Annotated in this window: 15 protein-coding genes; 7 read left to right on the top strand and 8 right to left on the bottom strand. The window is 61.7% G+C overall.

The genetic code is table 11. The features are described from left to right. Nucleotides 1–26: 26 nt before the first annotated feature. Entirely contained in the window at nt 27–1,265 is a 1,239-nt protein-coding gene (locus G4D79_RS27155; RefSeq protein WP_214514586.1) for an HNH endonuclease signature motif containing protein, read from the top strand. Between the two features lie 100 nt (nt 1,266–1,365). On the opposite strand, the gene G4D79_RS27150 is transcribed toward G4D79_RS27155, so the two are convergent. From G4D79_RS27150 to G4D79_RS27140, 3 genes are all read right to left on the bottom strand, one after another. Beyond that, on the bottom strand, nt 1,366–1,854 hold the full coding sequence (locus G4D79_RS27150) for a GNAT family N-acetyltransferase (RefSeq protein ID WP_007726792.1): 489 nt from the start codon (nt 1,852–1,854) through the stop codon (nt 1,366–1,368). Nucleotides 1,855–1,924: 70 nt separating this feature from the next. After that, on the bottom strand, nt 1,925–2,695 hold the full coding sequence (locus G4D79_RS27145) for a site-2 protease family protein (protein WP_003944319.1): 771 nt from the start codon (nt 2,693–2,695) through the stop codon (nt 1,925–1,927). Further along, a complete protein-coding gene (locus tag G4D79_RS27140) occupies nt 2,692–3,366 on the bottom strand; it encodes a hypothetical protein (RefSeq protein ID WP_080961056.1) in 675 nt (224 codons plus the stop codon). The genes G4D79_RS27145 and G4D79_RS27140 overlap by 4 nt, the downstream gene beginning before the upstream one ends. A gap of 283 nt (nt 3,367–3,649) precedes the next feature. Here G4D79_RS27140 and G4D79_RS27135 point away from each other — a divergent pair, with 283 nt between their 5' ends. Further along, entirely contained in the window at nt 3,650–4,939 is a 1,290-nt protein-coding gene (locus G4D79_RS27135; RefSeq protein WP_003944351.1) for an adenylosuccinate synthase, read from the top strand. A 52-nt stretch (nt 4,940–4,991) separates the two neighbouring features. Here G4D79_RS27135 and G4D79_RS27130 read toward each other — a convergent pair whose 3' ends face one another. Together G4D79_RS27130 and G4D79_RS27125 are read right to left on the bottom strand one after the other, a co-directional pair. Further along, a complete protein-coding gene (locus G4D79_RS27130; RefSeq protein WP_214514585.1) occupies nt 4,992–5,462 on the bottom strand; it encodes a hypothetical protein in 471 nt (156 codons plus the stop codon). 45 nt (nt 5,463–5,507) lie between these two features. After that, entirely contained in the window at nt 5,508–5,738 is a 231-nt protein-coding gene (locus G4D79_RS27125) for a hypothetical protein (RefSeq protein ID WP_003944349.1), read from the bottom strand. A 61-nt stretch (nt 5,739–5,799) separates the two neighbouring features. On the opposite strand from G4D79_RS27125, the gene G4D79_RS27120 reads away from it, so the two are divergent. After that, nucleotides 5,800–7,275 carry a PLP-dependent aminotransferase family protein gene (locus G4D79_RS27120; RefSeq protein ID WP_214514584.1) on the top strand — a complete coding sequence of 492 codons (1,476 nt, stop codon included), beginning with the start codon at nt 5,800–5,802 and terminating at the stop codon, nt 7,273–7,275. A 47-nt stretch (nt 7,276–7,322) separates the two neighbouring features. Further along, nucleotides 7,323–8,426, top strand: coding sequence for a bifunctional 2-polyprenyl-6-hydroxyphenol methylase/3-demethylubiquinol 3-O-methyltransferase UbiG (locus G4D79_RS27115; RefSeq protein ID WP_054781779.1), 1,104 nt, complete (start codon nt 7,323–7,325; stop codon nt 8,424–8,426). 60 nt (nt 8,427–8,486) lie between these two features. Here G4D79_RS27115 and G4D79_RS27110 read toward each other — a convergent pair whose 3' ends face one another. The 3 genes from G4D79_RS27110 to G4D79_RS27100 all read right to left on the bottom strand — a co-directional run bounded on the left by G4D79_RS27110 (nt 8,487) and on the right by G4D79_RS27100 (nt 13,491). Next, nucleotides 8,487–9,587: a CaiB/BaiF CoA-transferase family protein gene (locus G4D79_RS27110; RefSeq protein WP_042924245.1), complete on the bottom strand. Its 1,101-nt coding sequence runs from the start codon at nt 9,585–9,587 to the stop codon at nt 8,487–8,489. Between the two features lie 107 nt (nt 9,588–9,694). Beyond that, nucleotides 9,695–11,761 carry an ABC transporter ATP-binding protein gene (locus G4D79_RS27105; protein ID WP_042924214.1) on the bottom strand — a complete coding sequence of 689 codons (2,067 nt, stop codon included), beginning with the start codon at nt 11,759–11,761 and terminating at the stop codon, nt 9,695–9,697. Further along, entirely contained in the window at nt 11,758–13,491 is a 1,734-nt protein-coding gene (locus tag G4D79_RS27100; RefSeq protein WP_021333951.1) for an ABC transporter ATP-binding protein, read from the bottom strand. Before G4D79_RS27100 ends, G4D79_RS27105 begins: the two co-directional genes overlap by 4 nt. 320 nt (nt 13,492–13,811) lie before the next feature. On the opposite strand from G4D79_RS27100, the gene G4D79_RS35070 reads away from it, so the two are divergent. The 3 genes from G4D79_RS35070 to G4D79_RS27095 all read left to right on the top strand — a co-directional run bounded on the left by G4D79_RS35070 (nt 13,812) and on the right by G4D79_RS27095 (nt 14,776). Beyond that, nucleotides 13,812–13,934, top strand: coding sequence for a hypothetical protein (locus tag G4D79_RS35070; protein WP_284731176.1), 123 nt, complete (start codon nt 13,812–13,814; stop codon nt 13,932–13,934). Between the two features lie 210 nt (nt 13,935–14,144). Further along, entirely contained in the window at nt 14,145–14,267 is a 123-nt protein-coding gene (locus G4D79_RS35065; RefSeq protein ID WP_284731175.1) for a hypothetical protein, read from the top strand. Nucleotides 14,268–14,629: 362 nt separating this feature from the next. After that, nucleotides 14,630–14,776, top strand: a complete 147-nt coding sequence (locus tag G4D79_RS27095) for a hypothetical protein (protein ID WP_003944356.1) — start codon at nt 14,630–14,632, stop codon at nt 14,774–14,776. Nucleotides 14,777–14,892: the final 116 nt, after the last annotated feature.

Genomic DNA, 14,892 nt, shown 5'->3' with positions numbered 1-14,892 from the left:
AAAGTATGTTCGATTAAACTTTGAGCATGGACAGTCGGGAAGCATGGCAACTGGATAGCGAGGACCTCAAGGGTGAGGTTCTGGATCTGGTGCGCGCCCGACACGAGTTGCAGTCGCGGATGGTGTTGCTGATCGTGGAGATGTTTTCCCGGGAGGTTCTTGGCGGGAAGGGTTTTCGGGTGATCGCGCAGTGGTTGCATGGTTCGACGAATCTGGAGATCGGTGAGTGCAGTCTGCTGGTCGGGTTGGCGCGGTTGTTGATGCTCGAACCGGTTGTCGGCGATGCGTTTCATCGTGGTGACGTGGATGCGTTGAAAGCCCGTCAGGTGGCGTCGTTTTGTCAGCATCCACCCAAGAACATGACCCTGGCGGATGTGGACAAGGCTCGCGGGATCCTGTTGGGTTTGGCGTCGAAGAACATTGCGGATTGTGATGCGGTGCGGGCGGCGATTCGGCGGATCGAGAAGCAGTACGGAAACCGTGAGGACGGCGTTCCGGTGGGTGAGGATTCGGAGCGTAACGAGTTCTACGCGTCGAAAGGTTTGTACGGGCGGGTGACCGTGAAGGGCGACCTGGATGCGATCAACGGGGCCCGGTTGATCACGTTGCTGTCGAGCCTGTCTGCGCCGACGCCGGAGAAAGACGGCGTCAAGGACACGCGTACGCCGGCGCTGCGGCGCGCGGACGGGTTCTGCGAATTACTGCGCCGGTACGAGCGGGCGGGGCTGGGTCCGATCGAGGGCGGAGTGAAACCGCACATCACAGTCACCGCCAGTGCAAAAGACATGACCGACCTCAAAGCATTGAAGGATCTACTGCCGTCGACTCAGGAACTGGGTTTCGCGTGGGCGGATTGGGTGGGTCCGATCAGTATCGATACCGCCCGGATGTTGGCGTGCGACTGCACCGTGACGCGGATCCTCCTGGACGAGAATGGTGTTCCGCTCGACTGCGGTAAGGAAGCAAGGACCGCGACGGTTCCGCAGCGGCGGGCGTTGGCGGTTCGGGATGGCGGGTGTGCGTTTCCAGGGTGCGGGACGCCGTCGGGGTGGTGCGATGCTCACCATATTGTTCACTGGAACGATGGCGGCCCAACAGATCTCGACAATCTGATCTTGTTGTGCGGTCATCATCATCGGACGATGCACCACACGGAGTGGCGGGTGGAGATCGGGCCGGATCGGAAAACAGTGTTCTATCCACCGATGTCGATCGATCCGTATCAGCAGCCGATCGGCGGGAACAGCCCACCAACAGCCGCCTGAAGTGAAACAACTCGAGACGCGAGCACCGGGGCACCTCTACGCCCCGGTGCTCGAGCTCGCGTTTGGGAGTCCCCGCGTTTGGGAGTTTTGTGGCAGGGCGTCAGCTCAGTGACTTCTTGAACCCGACATGGGAGGCCACAAATCCGAGTCGCTCGTAGAAGTCGTGAGCTTCCTTGCGAGTTTGATCCGAGGTGAGCTGCGCCAGAAACGCACCGCGCCGGGCACCTTCTTCGCAGGCCCAGCGGATCATCGAACTGCCGATGCCTTTACTTCGGTAGTCCTCGTGGACGCGAACAGCTTCGATCTGCAGTCGCGTGGCACCCATCCGGCTCATACCCGGAATGAAGGTCAATTGCATTGTGCCGATTACCGCGTCGCCGACCAGAACGGTGACGAGAAGTTGAGCCGGATCCTCGTCGATTCGCTTGAACGCGTCCTCGTAGATCGTTCGGGCTTCGGGGTTGGTCGTCTCCCGGGTGCTGCCGATCGGGTCGTCGGCGAGCAAGTCGATCAGTGCCTCCACGTGTCGAATCTCGGCCCGCGTGAGGGTGTACTCCACTCCGCCGGACTGAAATGACGTCGCAATCATCGATGCTCCCCTGAAGAAGAATGAATGTCTGAAATGTCAGACTCTCACGAGTCTCCTCCAGCGCACTCGATCACGTCCAAAAACGCATGAGGGCGTTACCGAGCATGGCGTAGTAGTCGGACACGCCGCTCAATTCGAAGATCCAGTAGATCGCGTCGAAGAAGACGACATTGATCTGTGGGACGAACAGGAGCGCAACCAGCAGGAGCAGTCCGTACGGCTTGAACTGGTCGAGTTGGTGCCGTGTATTGGGTGCGAGGTAGGGCTCCAGCGCGTTGTAACCGTCCAGACCCGGGACTGGGAGCAGGTTCAAAACTGTTGCCATGACCTGCAAGAAAGCCAGGAAACTGAGGCCGGCCCAGAACGTCAGATGCTCGGCCGATGAGCCGTACGTACGTATGACGACGAGGAGGATCACGGCGGCGACGGCATTCGTGAACGGACCGGCGAGCGATATTCGGGCCTGCACCTTGGGCGGGAACATCCCGGTGCGCAGGTACACGGCGCCGCCGGGAAGCCCGATGCCGCCCAATGCGATGAACAGCACCGGCAGACCGATCGAGAGCATCGGATGGCTGTACTTGAGCGGGTTGAGCGTCAGGTAGCCACGAGCCTCGACGTCGGTGTCTCCATGACGCCACGCCAGATAGGCATGCGCGAATTCGTGCAAGCAGAGCGTGACCACCCAGCCGGCAACCACGAGGACAAAAACACCCGCGCGGCCCGCGATGGAACCCCACGTCGAGTTCCAAGCGACGATTCCGGCGATGACAGTGATCGCAACGACGCCGAGGAAGACAGGGCTCGGCCGAACCGCCGACCGTGCTGCTCCGGTTCTCACCTGACCAACAACCAAGTCTTGTCGTGCCGGTAGAAGGTCGAACGCTTCAGATCGCGTGGGTTGGCCACCCCGTCGCGAACCAGTCGCGCTGCCGGCGAGCCCAGTTGAATGGCTCGGCCTTCCAGCCAGCGTCGCCCGCTCCAGCGGCTCTTGCGGTCGACTGATGCCTTGATCCCGGGGAGCTTGGGGCTCGGCACTATCCGGATGCCGGGGACTGTACCGGAGAACAGCTTGTTGTCGTCGACGTAGGCCTCGCCGATCAGTTCGTCTGCATCCGCCGGACCCGTGACAGTTGCTGCACCTACCAGCGCGATTCCAGCGTCGTCGCGAATGAGCGGCACGGTGTGGACTGTGCCTTTCAAGGCCGTGCGCGCAGCTCGTGCACCGGTCGCGAGTTTGTACGCGTCGGTTGCGTCGGACCTGTTCTCGGTGACGTAGGCGAGTTCGACGTTGAGTCGCTCCAATCGCATCAACCGCGTCAATGCCGCGGCAAACGCGCCGTCGTTACCCACGACGATCAAGCGAGGTTCCGTGACGACCTGCAGTTGGGACAGGGCCTCGTCGAAGTCTTGCTTCTCCGGAAGTTCAGGGACGGTGAACGACGTGAGTTCACCCAGGGGGAGTGGAACCGGCGAATCGCCACATTTGAGCACCACAGGGGTCAAAGCCACTCCTAGCTCGATCAAGACTTCTTCTCGGGTAGTGGGACCTCGCCACCCTTCCCCGAAATGGCCGTCCGAATCACTGCCGACGATCTTAGTGCGAGTCTCTGTGTCGACTCGCAATCGTGATGGTCACCGGCCAAATTCTGGACCGTCAGGTCTGGTCTGGTGCTCTGGGCTAGACTGCTCCTTCGGTCACTGCAACAGTTCGGCGCTGCATCATGTGCGCGGAAGCCAGGCAGTACCAATGCGGCGGGACAACTGCTGCACGTCGACCGTAGGAGACAACGTCATGCCGGCAATCGTCCTGATCGGCGCCCAGTGGGGCGACGAAGGTAAGGGCAAAGCTACAGATCTACTGGGCGAGCAGCTTCAGTGGGTCGTGCGATACCAGGGCGGTAACAACGCCGGACACACCGTGGTTCTGCCGAACGGTGACAAGTTCGCACTGCACCTCATCCCGTCCGGAATCCTCACCCCCGCCGTCAACAACGTCATCGGTAACGGTGTCGTCGTCGACCCGGGTGTGTTGTTGACCGAATTGGCAGGCCTGGAAGAGCGCGGCGTGGACACGTCCCGCCTGCTGCTTTCTGCTGATGCGCACCTGATCATGCCGTACCACGTGGCCATCGACAAGGTCACCGAACGCTTCCTGGGAGCGAAGAAGATCGGCACGACCGGCCGCGGTATCGGCCCGTGCTACCAGGACAAGATCGCCCGTGTCGGTGTCCGTGCCGCGGACGTCCTTGACGAGAAGATCCTGACCCAGAAGGTCGAAGCAGCACTCGAATTCAAGAACCAGGTGCTGGTCAAGATCTACAACCGCAAGGCACTCGACCCGCAGCAGGTCGTCGAAGAGGTACTGACGCAGGCCGAGGGTTTCAAGCACCGCATCTCGGACACGCGCCTGGAGCTCAACCTCGCCCTCGAGCGCGGCGAGACCGTTCTGCTCGAAGGTTCGCAGGGCACTCTGCTGGACGTCGACCACGGCACGTACCCGTACGTGACCTCGTCCAACCCCACTTCGGGTGGTGCGGCGGTCGGTTCGGGAATCGGTCCCACCAAGATCACCACAGTGCTCGGCATCCTGAAGGCGTACACGACGCGTGTCGGTTCTGGTCCGTTCCCGACGGAGCTGTTCGACGATCACGGCGCATACCTGGCGAAGCAGGGCGGCGAGGTCGGTGTCACCACCGGACGCGCTCGTCGTACGGGATGGTTCGACGCTGTCATCGCGCGCTACGCGACGCGCGTCAACGGCATCACCGACTACTTCCTCACCAAGCTGGACGTGCTGAGCAGCCTCGACACCGTGCCGATCTGTGTCGCGTACGAGGTGGACGGTGTCCGCCACGACGAAATGCCGATGTCACAGAGCGACATTCACCACGCCAAGCCCATCTACGAAGAGATGCCCGGCTGGTGGGAAGACATCTCGGAGGCTCGCACCTTCGAGGAACTGCCGCAGAATGCGCAGAACTACGTGCTTCGTCTCGAAGAGCTTTCGGGTGCGTTCATCTCCTGCATCGGTGTCGGCCCCGGCCGCGACGAGACGATCGTCCGGCGCGAGATCGTCCGCTAGTTCGTTCCCTCGAAATCCCCGCTCATGCAAGCATGAGCGGGGATTTCGTGTTTCAAGCCAGCTTCGACAAGTGCGCGGTGACGGTCTTCCAGTCGGGAAACTTGGTGCTGCCGAACTTGATCCACTCGCCCTCGAATCGATCTGCTCCGTTTGCTCCGCGGTCGTCGACGAGGTAGTCGCCACGATTGAGGTGTTTGTGGTGCGAGAGGATCAGACGTTTGTATGCGACGCTGCCTTCCTCCATTCCGAGGTGCTCTTGTACCCACAGAACCTTGTCGTGCCAGGCTGTGGCGTTCTTCCACGGCGCTGTCGAGAGGATGTAGGTGTCGAACTGCTGTGCCAGTTGGTGGTAGGCGTCGATAGCGCCGTCGAGAGGATCCATGCGAGAGAAGATGTGCGGCGCTTCGTCGAGGTCGTTCTTGTACTTCTCTCGGACGCCGTGGGTCAGGCGATCGATGCCCGACTGGAAGTTGACCAAGGTGTTGTCGAGATCGACGTAGAGAATCTTTTTGGAAGCCGGCATGGGAACCCTCTCTGGAGACTTTCTGAGTGCGAAAAGAGTCCAGTTTTACGCAACTGGACTGAGATCAGTGAATTCTTCCCCCTGATCACAATCGCACGGGGGTCTGACAGCGTCGTTCTCGCGGTCTGAAGTCTTGTCGTGGAAGATGCCGCCGAGGGGTGCTGCCAGGCGAAACTGCTCCAAACGAATGTATGTACCTTCACCTTCGGCGGGCGCGAAGAAGTAGACGAGTGCCACGAAGAGTCCGATGCCGATCAGGGTTGCGAAGGTAGTCATGGACATATGATCAACTCGACTGGTATTGAGTTACATAGCCAAGTTGTCGATACTGGACTGCATGATGACTCGAGTTCTCGGTGCCCGTTCGCTTGCGCGCGATCTGGGATCCTGGCAGGAAGAGTCCGGACGCAGGCCCGCGTACCGTGCGCTTGCCGACGGTATCCGCCTGCTCGTGCACGACGGTCGCGTTCCGCTGGGAGTCGCACTGCCGAGTGAGCGTGAACTTGCGGCGGTACTCGAACTCAGTCGAACCACGATCACGTCGTCGTACTCGGTGCTGCGAGACGAGGGGTACCTGATCAGCAGGCAGGGTTCGCGAAGCACCGTGGCATTGCCTGCCGGCGCGCGGCCGAACGGGTTGATGTTCCGCTCCCATCAACCCGGGCCGAGTGGACCCGTCGTCGACCTCAGTTACGCGGCGATGGCAGCTCCCGCCGCTCAGGTCGAACTGGCGTATGCGTCTGCGCTGCAGGAACTTCCGAACTTCCTTCCCACGCACGGGATGGAACCGGTCGGGATCGCCGACTTGCGTGAAGTGATCGCGCAGCGCTACACGGCGCGGGGTCTTCCCACCACCGCCGAACAGATCATGGTGACCTCGGGTGCGCAGCACGCGCTTCGATTGTTGCTGTCGGTGCTCACCTCACCCGGCGAGCGAGTGCTGGTCGATCATCCGACGTACCCCAATGCGCTGGAAGCGATTCGGCGAAACGGCGCTCGGCCCGTACCGGTTCCGGTCCGACCGGAGTTCGCGGCGGCCGGAGCCTGGGATCTCGACGGGATTCGTAGTGCAGCAAGGCAAACCGCTGCCAGAATGGCATACCTGATCCCCGACTTTCACAACCCGACCGGTCTCTGCATGGACTCTTCCGGCCGCGCCGAGCTTGCGAAGATTGCGCACGAAACGCGAATGACTCTGGTCGTCGACGAGACGATGGTGGATCTGTGGCTCGACGCACCACCGCCGGCGCCGGTCGCCTCACATGGGCGAGGCGCAGCGAAAACCGAAGTGGTGACGCTCGGTTCGACGGCGAAGTCGCTGTGGGGCGGGCTACGTGTCGGTTGGATTCGCGCCGATGCCGCGCTCATCACCCAGTTGGTGGGGGCGCGTGCCGCGGTCGACCTCGGTACTCCCGTCATGGATCAGTTGGCAGCCGCCTACTTGCTCGCCGACGACCGCTCGTTGCTCGAACAGCGTCGCGAAGTTCTGCGAGAACAGCGTGCGGTACTCCTCGGTGCGGTGGCCGAGCATCTGCCGGACTGGCGTCCCACCATCGGTTCCGGCGGAATGTCGGTCTGGATGCGAATGTCCGCGCCCGTCTCGACGGCGTTGGCGGCGGTGGCACCCAACTTCGGCGTACTCCTTGCCGCCGGCCCCCGTTTCGGCGTAGAAGGTGCGTTCGAACGATTCATCCGCGTGCCGTACGCACGTTCTCCCGAGGACCTCATTCGCGGCGTTGCGTCCATCGCCGCTGCGTACGACACTCTCGCGACGGATCGCGACACGGCAGACCAACGAATGGTCGTCGTCTGAGAACTGGGTACACACCCTGAAAGTGGTGTGAAACCAGGAGGTAGGGCATGACGGCGGTAGACGGTACAGGCGCAGCGGGAACCAGTGCGGCGGAAGCGCTCGCAGAACGATTGTTCGCGGCCACGCTCGGGGCATCGGAACTGCAGGCCGTGTATCTGGGCGACCGGTTGGGCTGGTACCGCGCGCTGAGCGATCACGGCCCGCTCACGTCGACGGAGCTGGCGGACCGGACAGGGACCGTCGAAAGATATGCGCGGGAGTGGCTCGAGCAGCAGGCCGTCGCCGGTTATGTGGACGTCAATTCGGATGCCGATCGCCGGTACAGCCTGCCGCAGGCCCACGCCGATGTTCTGGTCGACGACGAGAACCTTCTTTTCCTGGCGCCGTTGGCGAGGCTGTTCGTCGCGACGACGTCGTCGATGCCACGTCTACTCGACGCTTATCGTCACGGCGGGGGAGTCACGTGGGAATCGATGGGCCCCGATGCTCGCGAGGGTCAGGCACTGCTGAACCGGCCGATGTATCTCCAGCAGCTCTGTCAGCAGTTTCTGCCGGTAGTCACCGACCTGCACGCCACACTTACGGACGGCGGGCAGGTCGCTGATCTCGGGATGGGGGAGGGCTGGTCGTCGATCGCGCTCGCCCTCGGATACCCGAAGATCGAAGTGCACGGCTTCGACGTCGACGCGGCGTCGGTGAACGCTGCCCGTCGTAACGCTCATGATCGGGGGGTGGACGACCGCGTGCATTTCTCGTTGGTCGACGTCGCCGGACAGGCTCCTGAGGCCGGGCGAGCCGATGCCGGGACCTACGACGCCGTCTTCGCTTTCGAGTGCCTTCACGACGTTCCGGATCCGGTGGGTTTTCTGTCCACGGCTCGGGCGATTGCCCAGCCGGGCGCTCCGGTGATCGTGATGGACGAACGAACGGCGGATGAGTTCGATCCCGAGGCGGGTCCGATCGAGCAATTGCTGTACGGATTTTCGCTGACCTGCTGCTTACCGGACAGTCTTTCGCATCCGGGAAGCATTGCCACCGGGACGGTGATGAGGCACTCGACACTCGAAAGCTATGCCAAGGCGGCAGGTTTCGAGCGGGTGGACGTGCTGCCGATCGAGCACGAGATGTTCAGGTTCTACAGGTTGGGCTGACGCCCCGTGCGCCTTTTTGGTTGCAGTAACTACCAAAAAGGCGCACAGGGGCCGAAGGCCCTAGGTCCAGACCGTATCGATATCCGTCGCCTCACGCGCTGGCGCAGCAGGCGTCGTGGTGGGCGTGCGCGAGAAGCGCGGTGCGGGAGCATGCTGGGTGACGCCGTCCAGTTCGATGAGCGAACCGCGAGCCGCGATGTGTTCGTTGGACGGAGCCTCGGCGAAAGTCAGGACAGGGGAGACGCAGGCGTCGGTGCCGAGGAAGATCTTGGCCCACTCGTCGCGAGTCTTGGACAGGAACTTTTCGGTGAAGAGCTTCTTCATGTCGTCCCACTTGGACGTGTCCATCTGGTGAGGGAGCGTCGCGGGATCGAGTTCGAGGCCCTCGAGCAGCAATGCGTAGAACTGGGGTTCGATGGATCCGACGGCCATGTACTTGCCGTCGGAGGTCTCGTAGGTGTCGTAGAACGGAGCGCCGGTGTCGAGGAGATTGACGCCGCGCTCGTCGGACCAGACGCCGCGACCGCGGAATGCCCACATCATGTGGGAGAGCGCGAGGGTTCCGTCGACCATTGCCGCGTCGACGACCTGGCCCTTACCGGACGTCGAGCGCTCGACGAGAGCCGACAGAATGCCGAAGATCAGGAACATGGAACCGCCGCCGAAATCGCCGACCATGTTGAGCGGCGGGACGGGACGTTCACCCTTGCGTCCGATGGCGTTGAGGACACCGGTCAGTGAGATGTAATTGATGTCGTGACCGGCGGCGTTGGCGAGCGGTCCTTCCTGTCCCCAGCCCGTCATACGGGCGTAGACGAGGCGCGGATTGCGCTCCGAGACCACGTCGGGTCCGAGTCCCATGCGTTCCATGACGCCGGGGCGGAAACCCTCGATGAGGACGTCGGCGCGGCCCAGGAGATCGAGCACTTTCGCGACGTCGGCCGGGTCCTTCAGGTTGGCCTCGACGATGCGGCGGCCGCGCTTGATCTGGTCGGTTGCGTTCGAGTCCTGCGGAATCTGCCCTGCGCGCTGCACGATGACGATGTCGGCGCCCATGTCCGCCAACAGTGTCGCGGCGTGCGGGCCCGGTCCCAATCCAGCGAATTCCACGATCCGAATGCCCGCGAGCGGGCCCTTCTTCTCCACAGCTTCTGCAGACACACGCACTCCCAATTCAGACGGTGACAACACTTCTGACCCGACGGTAACGTGTCGAATCGATCAGGTGTGCTCCGGGGCACTGTGTCCACCGAGGGAGGCGCCGATCACTAGACGGCGGCACCCTCGAACTGAGCGTTGTAGAGACGGAAGTACGCGCCCGCCGCTGCGATGAGTTCGTCGTGTGTGCCCTGCTCGACGATCTTGCCCGACTCCATCACGACGATCAGATCGGCGTTACGGATGGTGGAAAGCCGGTGCGCGATGATGAAGCTGGTCCGCCCGACGCGCAACGCGGACATTGCTTGCTGCACAAGCTGTTCCGTACGTGTGTCGACCGAGCTCGTCGCCTCGTCGAGAATCAGCAGCGACGGCTCCGACAGGAATGCACGAGCGATCGTGATGAGCTGCTTCTCGCCGGAGCTGATGTTCGACGCCTCCTCGTCCAGCACGGTGTCGTACCCGTCCGGGAGGGTGTGGATGAAGCGGTCGACGAAGGCAGCGCGTGCGGCTTCGTGAATCTCGTATTCGCTGGCGTCGAGTCGGCCGTATGCGATGTTGTCGCGGATCGTGCCGCCGAAGAGCCAGGTGTCCTGCAGAACCATGCCGACGTGCTTGCGCAAGTCGGATCGGCGCATCTGCGAGATGTCGACGTCGTCGAGAGTGATTCGGCCGGAGTCGACTTCGTAGAAGCGCATGAGCAGGTTGACCAAGGTGGTCTTGCCGGCACCGGTGGGCCCGACGATGGCGACCATCTGCCCGGGCCGAGCCGTGAGGTACACGTTCTCGATCAACGGCTTGTCCGGCTCGTACCGGAACGAGACGTTCTCGAACTCGATGTGACCGACGTTGCGATGACGTCCGGCGGGCTCGGGGAGAAGCGGCACGTCGATGTCGGGCGACTGCTCGGGTTCGTCGAGAAGCTCGAAGACCCGCTCCGCCGACGCGGCTCCGGACTGCAGGCTGGTCGACATGGACGCGATCTGCGTCAGTGGCTGGCTGAACTGGCGCGAATAGACGATGAAGGCCTGAACGTCACCGAGTGACATGTTGCCGCTGGCGACCTTGAGAGCGCCGACCACAGCGAGCAGCACGTAGGTGATGTTTCCGACGAAGTTCATGACCGGCATGATCAGGCTGGAGAGGAACTGTGCGCCGAAGGACGCGTCGAGGAGCTTCTTGTTCTGCTCGGCGAATTCACGCTCGGCTTCGGCCTGATGCCCGTACACGCGTACCAGGTCGCGACCGCTGTAGTTCTCCTCGATCTGCGCGTTGATCTTGCCCGTCTCGGTCCACTGAGCCTTGTACAACACCTGTGCTCGCTTGGCGACCCTGGCAACGAGGAGCACCGATACCGGCACCGCGATCAGTGCGATCAGGGCGAGCATCGGAGAGATGACGAACATCATCGTCAGGACGCCGAGGACGGTGAGCACCGACGTCAGGAGCGAGGTCAACGTCGACGACAGCGTCGACGAGATGTTGTCGATGTCGTTGGTGACGCGGCTGAGGATCTCGCCGCGCGGTGTCTTGTCGAAATACGGAAGGGGGAGACGGTGAAGCTTCGCCTCCACCGAGGCACGCAGGTTGTAGATGGTCTTCTGGACGATGATGTTGAGGAGGAATGCTTCCAACCAGGCAAGCAGCGACGAGAGCAAGTACACGCCGATCGCGAGCATGACAACCTTGCCGATGGCGTCGAAGTTCAGACCCACACCGGGAACGACGTCGGTCGAGTTGGCGACAAGATCGGCGAACGTCGAATTCCCTGATGCCCGGATGGCGTCTGCGGCCTGCTCGCGGGTGAGTCCTGCGGGCAGGCTCTTGCCGATGAACCCGGCGAAGATGAGGTCTGTCGCGTGACCGAGGATTTTCGGCACTGCGACCGACAGCGCGATGCTGGCGATCGTCGCAACGACGACACAGAAGACTGCAAACTTGTGCGGCTGCAGAAGCGAGAGAAGCCGCTTCATCGTCGCCTTGAAGTGGCGAGGTTTGGTGTCCGTCGCGGTCAGCGCGGGCTTCGGCTCTTTGTCGGGGGTCTCGGGGTTACTCGACTTCGCATCGCCGTCCGCGGATTCAGGTTCGCTCGGGATCTTGGCGAACACCACCGTCGGGGCATCGTCGAAGTACTGGCTGTTGGGGCCGCCCCATGTCGGGTCCTGCGGGCTGGTCATGCGCTCATCTCCGCGGGAATCTGGGAAGCCACGATCTCTTGGTACGTCGGACAGTTGGCCAGAAGGAACTGATGGTCGCCGAGGCCGACCGGCGCACCGTCTTCGAGGACCATGATCTGGTCGGCATCGATGATCGACGCGACGCGCTGAGCCACGATGATGACCGTCGAATGAGTCGAAACCGTCCGGAGTTCGCGTCGGACCGCGGCGTCCGTATGCATGTCGAGAGCGGAGAACGAATCGTCGAAGACGAAGATCCGGGGTCTGCGGACCACCGCTCTGGCGATGGCGAGACGTTGTTTTTGTCCGCCCGAGAGATTGCCGCCGCCCTGGGCGATCGGTGACTCGAGACCGTCGGACAGCTCCCGGACGAAGTCGTCTGCCTGGGCGATGGTGAGGGCTGCCCAGATGTCGTCGTCGGTGGCGGTCGGGTTTCCGTAGCGGATATTGCTCGCGATCGTGCCGGCGAACAGGTAGGCCTTCTGGGGCACGTATCCGAAGTTGGCGAAGAGTTCGTCCTGATCCCAGCCGCGGACGTCCAAGCCGTCGACCAGGACGGCGCCGGCGGTGACGTCGAAGAGTCGGGGGATGAGTGAGACGAGGGTCGATTTGCCACTACCGGTACTGCCCACGATCGCGGTGACCGTTCCTGGCATGCATCGCATCGAGACATTCGACAGGACCGGCGTTTCTGCTCCCGGATACGTGAATCCGGCTCCACCGAACTCGACAACGCCGTATGGGCTGGTCGGGCGAAGGGGCTGGGCCGGTGCGGGCACGGTCGGCTCGGTGTCGAGTACCTCGGTGATGCGGTCGGCGCACACGGCCGCGCGGGGGATCACGACGGCCAACATGGTCGCCATGACCACCGACATCAGGATCTGCATGACGTAGGCGAGGAAGGCGCTGATCTGTCCGATCTGCATGTCCCCGGTGTCGACCAGATGCGCGCCGAACCACAGGACCGCCACGCTCGACAGGTTGGCGATCAACATGACGGTGGGCAGCAGAACCGCCTGGTACCGGCCGATGAGGAGCGAGGTGTCGGTCAGTTCCTTGTTGGCCTTGTCGAAGCGGATCGTCTCGTCGGGTTCGCGAACGAAGGCGCGAATGACACGCATACCGGTGAGCTGTTCGCGCAGTGATCGATTGATGTTGTCGATCCGCGTCTGCATCGTCCGGAAATGTGGGATCAGCTTGGCCACCACGACCGAGACGGTGATGCCGAGCAGTGGTACCGAAATCGTCAGGAGCCAGGACATCTGCAGGTTCTCGCGCAGAGCCATGATGATGCCGCCGATACACATGAGTGGGGCGCTGACGAGCATCGAGGACGTCAGCATGACCAGGGCCTGGATCTGCAGGACGTCGTTGGTGTTGCGTGTGATCAGCGTCGGCGCACCGAAACTGTTGAATTCGCGATCCGAGAAACTGCCGACTGCCTTGTAAAAGGCGCCTCGAACGTCGTGGCCGAAGCCCATCGACGATTTTGCAGCCAGATAGGTCGATGCGACCGACGCGATGATCGACGCAAGCGAGACCAGGAGCATGATCCCGCCGGTGGACATGATGAATCCGGTGTCGCCTCGGGCGACGCCGTCGTCGATGATCCGCGCGTTGAGCGTGGGGAGGACCAACGACGCGATGGCCCCGAAGAGTTGCAGTGCGAGGACCCCGGCAAGCAACCAGCGGTACGGCGGCAGGTACGTCTTGAGGAGTTTTGCTAGCACGACGGTTCCCGGTGAGTTGCCTCGGTTGCCGCTCGTTCGCGATTGATCACACGCACACGGTATGACAGATCGCGGTCGAGGTTGGCACCGACTCTGACGATTGCATCCTTTTGTCCCAATTGACTGTGATCTCGAACACACTTGAAATCGATATTGGATTCAGGTCACAGCACCTGAACTGCAGGTTTACATATTCATCCAATATGTCACGTTTTCGCTTGGACAGAAACAAACTGGACGTACGTATTTAGCTTGGCTACAAAGACGTGGAGCGAACAAAACGTGCGCCGTGTCATAGATATTCATGCAAGGAGTCGCATATGGGATCCTTCGGAAACCTTCTCAAGGCCAACGGTATGGGCTGGGGCATTCTCCAGCTTCTTCCCCTGGTCAACATGCTCAAAACCCTTCAGGGGCTGGACACCGCGAGCTCGAACTCCTGACGTTCGACCTCGAGAAATCTTCCGAAACAACACAGGAGTAGTCGCATGACCTCGATTCAGAATCTCGACGCCTTCCTCAAGAGCGTTCTTGCATTCGTGACCAAGTTGAACGCGGGATCGGCAGACGGCTCGGGTTCGGCCGGTTCGGCCGCCGAGTAGTTCTCGGTCCTCACTTCATCTCAACTGCATTCCGACAAAAGGAGGCCCGACATGGGTTCATTCGAAGACTTCAGCGGCGTCGTCAAGACGTTCATTCCGGTGCTCAAGGACCTGTTCACGGCACTCGGTGGTGGCTCTCTCACCCCTGGGATGGGATCGGCGGCCGATAAGTAAGTCCAGTTTGTCCGAAAGTGTGGCTCGCAGTTGTCTGCGGGTCACACTTTTCGGCTTTTCACTGTGAGCTAAATCACATTACGGGACATTCTAGAGGGTGAATTTGCGCTTTGAACTGCAATTATCCGTAAAGGTGTGACCGAAAGTCCGCATTGATAGCTATTAGGTAGCTAGACAAGTGTGGAAAGCCGGTCTATAAATGCAGGCAGCGCCAAGTCAGTGCGCTACATCACAGCTCGGGATGTTGTTCGGGGGGCGGTTCAGCCATCCGTGCGGCAGAAGTTCCCGAACCATATCGGCCACCGCCTGCGGCCGGAATGGCGCTGGAACATCACATCACCTCACATACAGGAGAACCTCCTATGTTCGGATCACTCAGCACCCTCGGACCCCTGCTCACCGCGCTCGGAGCTTTCCTCAAGTCCGTTCCCACCGAATCGCTGTCCGGCGAGGGCGAGGGCTCGTCCACCGGTTCACTCTCGGGTCTGTCCAGCGGATCTGCCGAGTAGTCATCCCTTCCGGCAGGTCCATTCGGCTCTGCCGATCGGATTGGATGCAGGTGCCCTCTGTCCACTGTCGTGGCCGGAGGGCATCCGCGTTTGCGGAGATGTTCGTAGTTGCCGTT

The organism is Rhodococcus sp. WY5, assembly GCF_018588185.1.
Lineage (GTDB): Bacteria > Actinomycetota > Actinomycetes > Mycobacteriales > Mycobacteriaceae > Rhodococcus_F > Rhodococcus_F qingshengii.
This window is presented reverse-complemented; position numbering and strand designations above follow the sequence as displayed.

What these genes read in the sequence shown, in the direction of transcription:
- G4D79_RS27155 (WP_214514586.1), top strand. Translation starts at nt 27, where the DNA reads ATGGACAGTCGGGAAGCATGGCAACTGGATAGCGAGGACCTCAAGGGT.
- G4D79_RS27150 (WP_007726792.1), bottom strand. Translation starts at nt 1,854, where the DNA reads ATGATTGCGACGTCATTTCAGTCCGGCGGAGTGGAGTACACCCTCACG.
- G4D79_RS27135 (WP_003944351.1), top strand. Translation starts at nt 3,650, where the DNA reads ATGCCGGCAATCGTCCTGATCGGCGCCCAGTGGGGCGACGAAGGTAAG.
- G4D79_RS27130 (WP_214514585.1), bottom strand. Translation starts at nt 5,462, where the DNA reads ATGCCGGCTTCCAAAAAGATTCTCTACGTCGATCTCGACAACACCTTG.
- G4D79_RS27125 (WP_003944349.1), bottom strand. Translation starts at nt 5,738, where the DNA reads ATGACTACCTTCGCAACCCTGATCGGCATCGGACTCTTCGTGGCACTC.
- G4D79_RS27120 (WP_214514584.1), top strand. Translation starts at nt 5,800, where the DNA reads ATGATGACTCGAGTTCTCGGTGCCCGTTCGCTTGCGCGCGATCTGGGA.
- G4D79_RS27115 (WP_054781779.1), top strand. Translation starts at nt 7,323, where the DNA reads ATGACGGCGGTAGACGGTACAGGCGCAGCGGGAACCAGTGCGGCGGAA.
- G4D79_RS27105 (WP_042924214.1), bottom strand. Translation starts at nt 11,761, where the DNA reads ATGACCAGCCCGCAGGACCCGACATGGGGCGGCCCCAACAGCCAGTAC.
- G4D79_RS35070 (WP_284731176.1), top strand. Translation starts at nt 13,812, where the DNA reads ATGGGATCCTTCGGAAACCTTCTCAAGGCCAACGGTATGGGCTGGGGC.
- G4D79_RS35065 (WP_284731175.1), top strand. Translation starts at nt 14,145, where the DNA reads ATGGGTTCATTCGAAGACTTCAGCGGCGTCGTCAAGACGTTCATTCCG.
- G4D79_RS27095 (WP_003944356.1), top strand. Translation starts at nt 14,630, where the DNA reads ATGTTCGGATCACTCAGCACCCTCGGACCCCTGCTCACCGCGCTCGGA.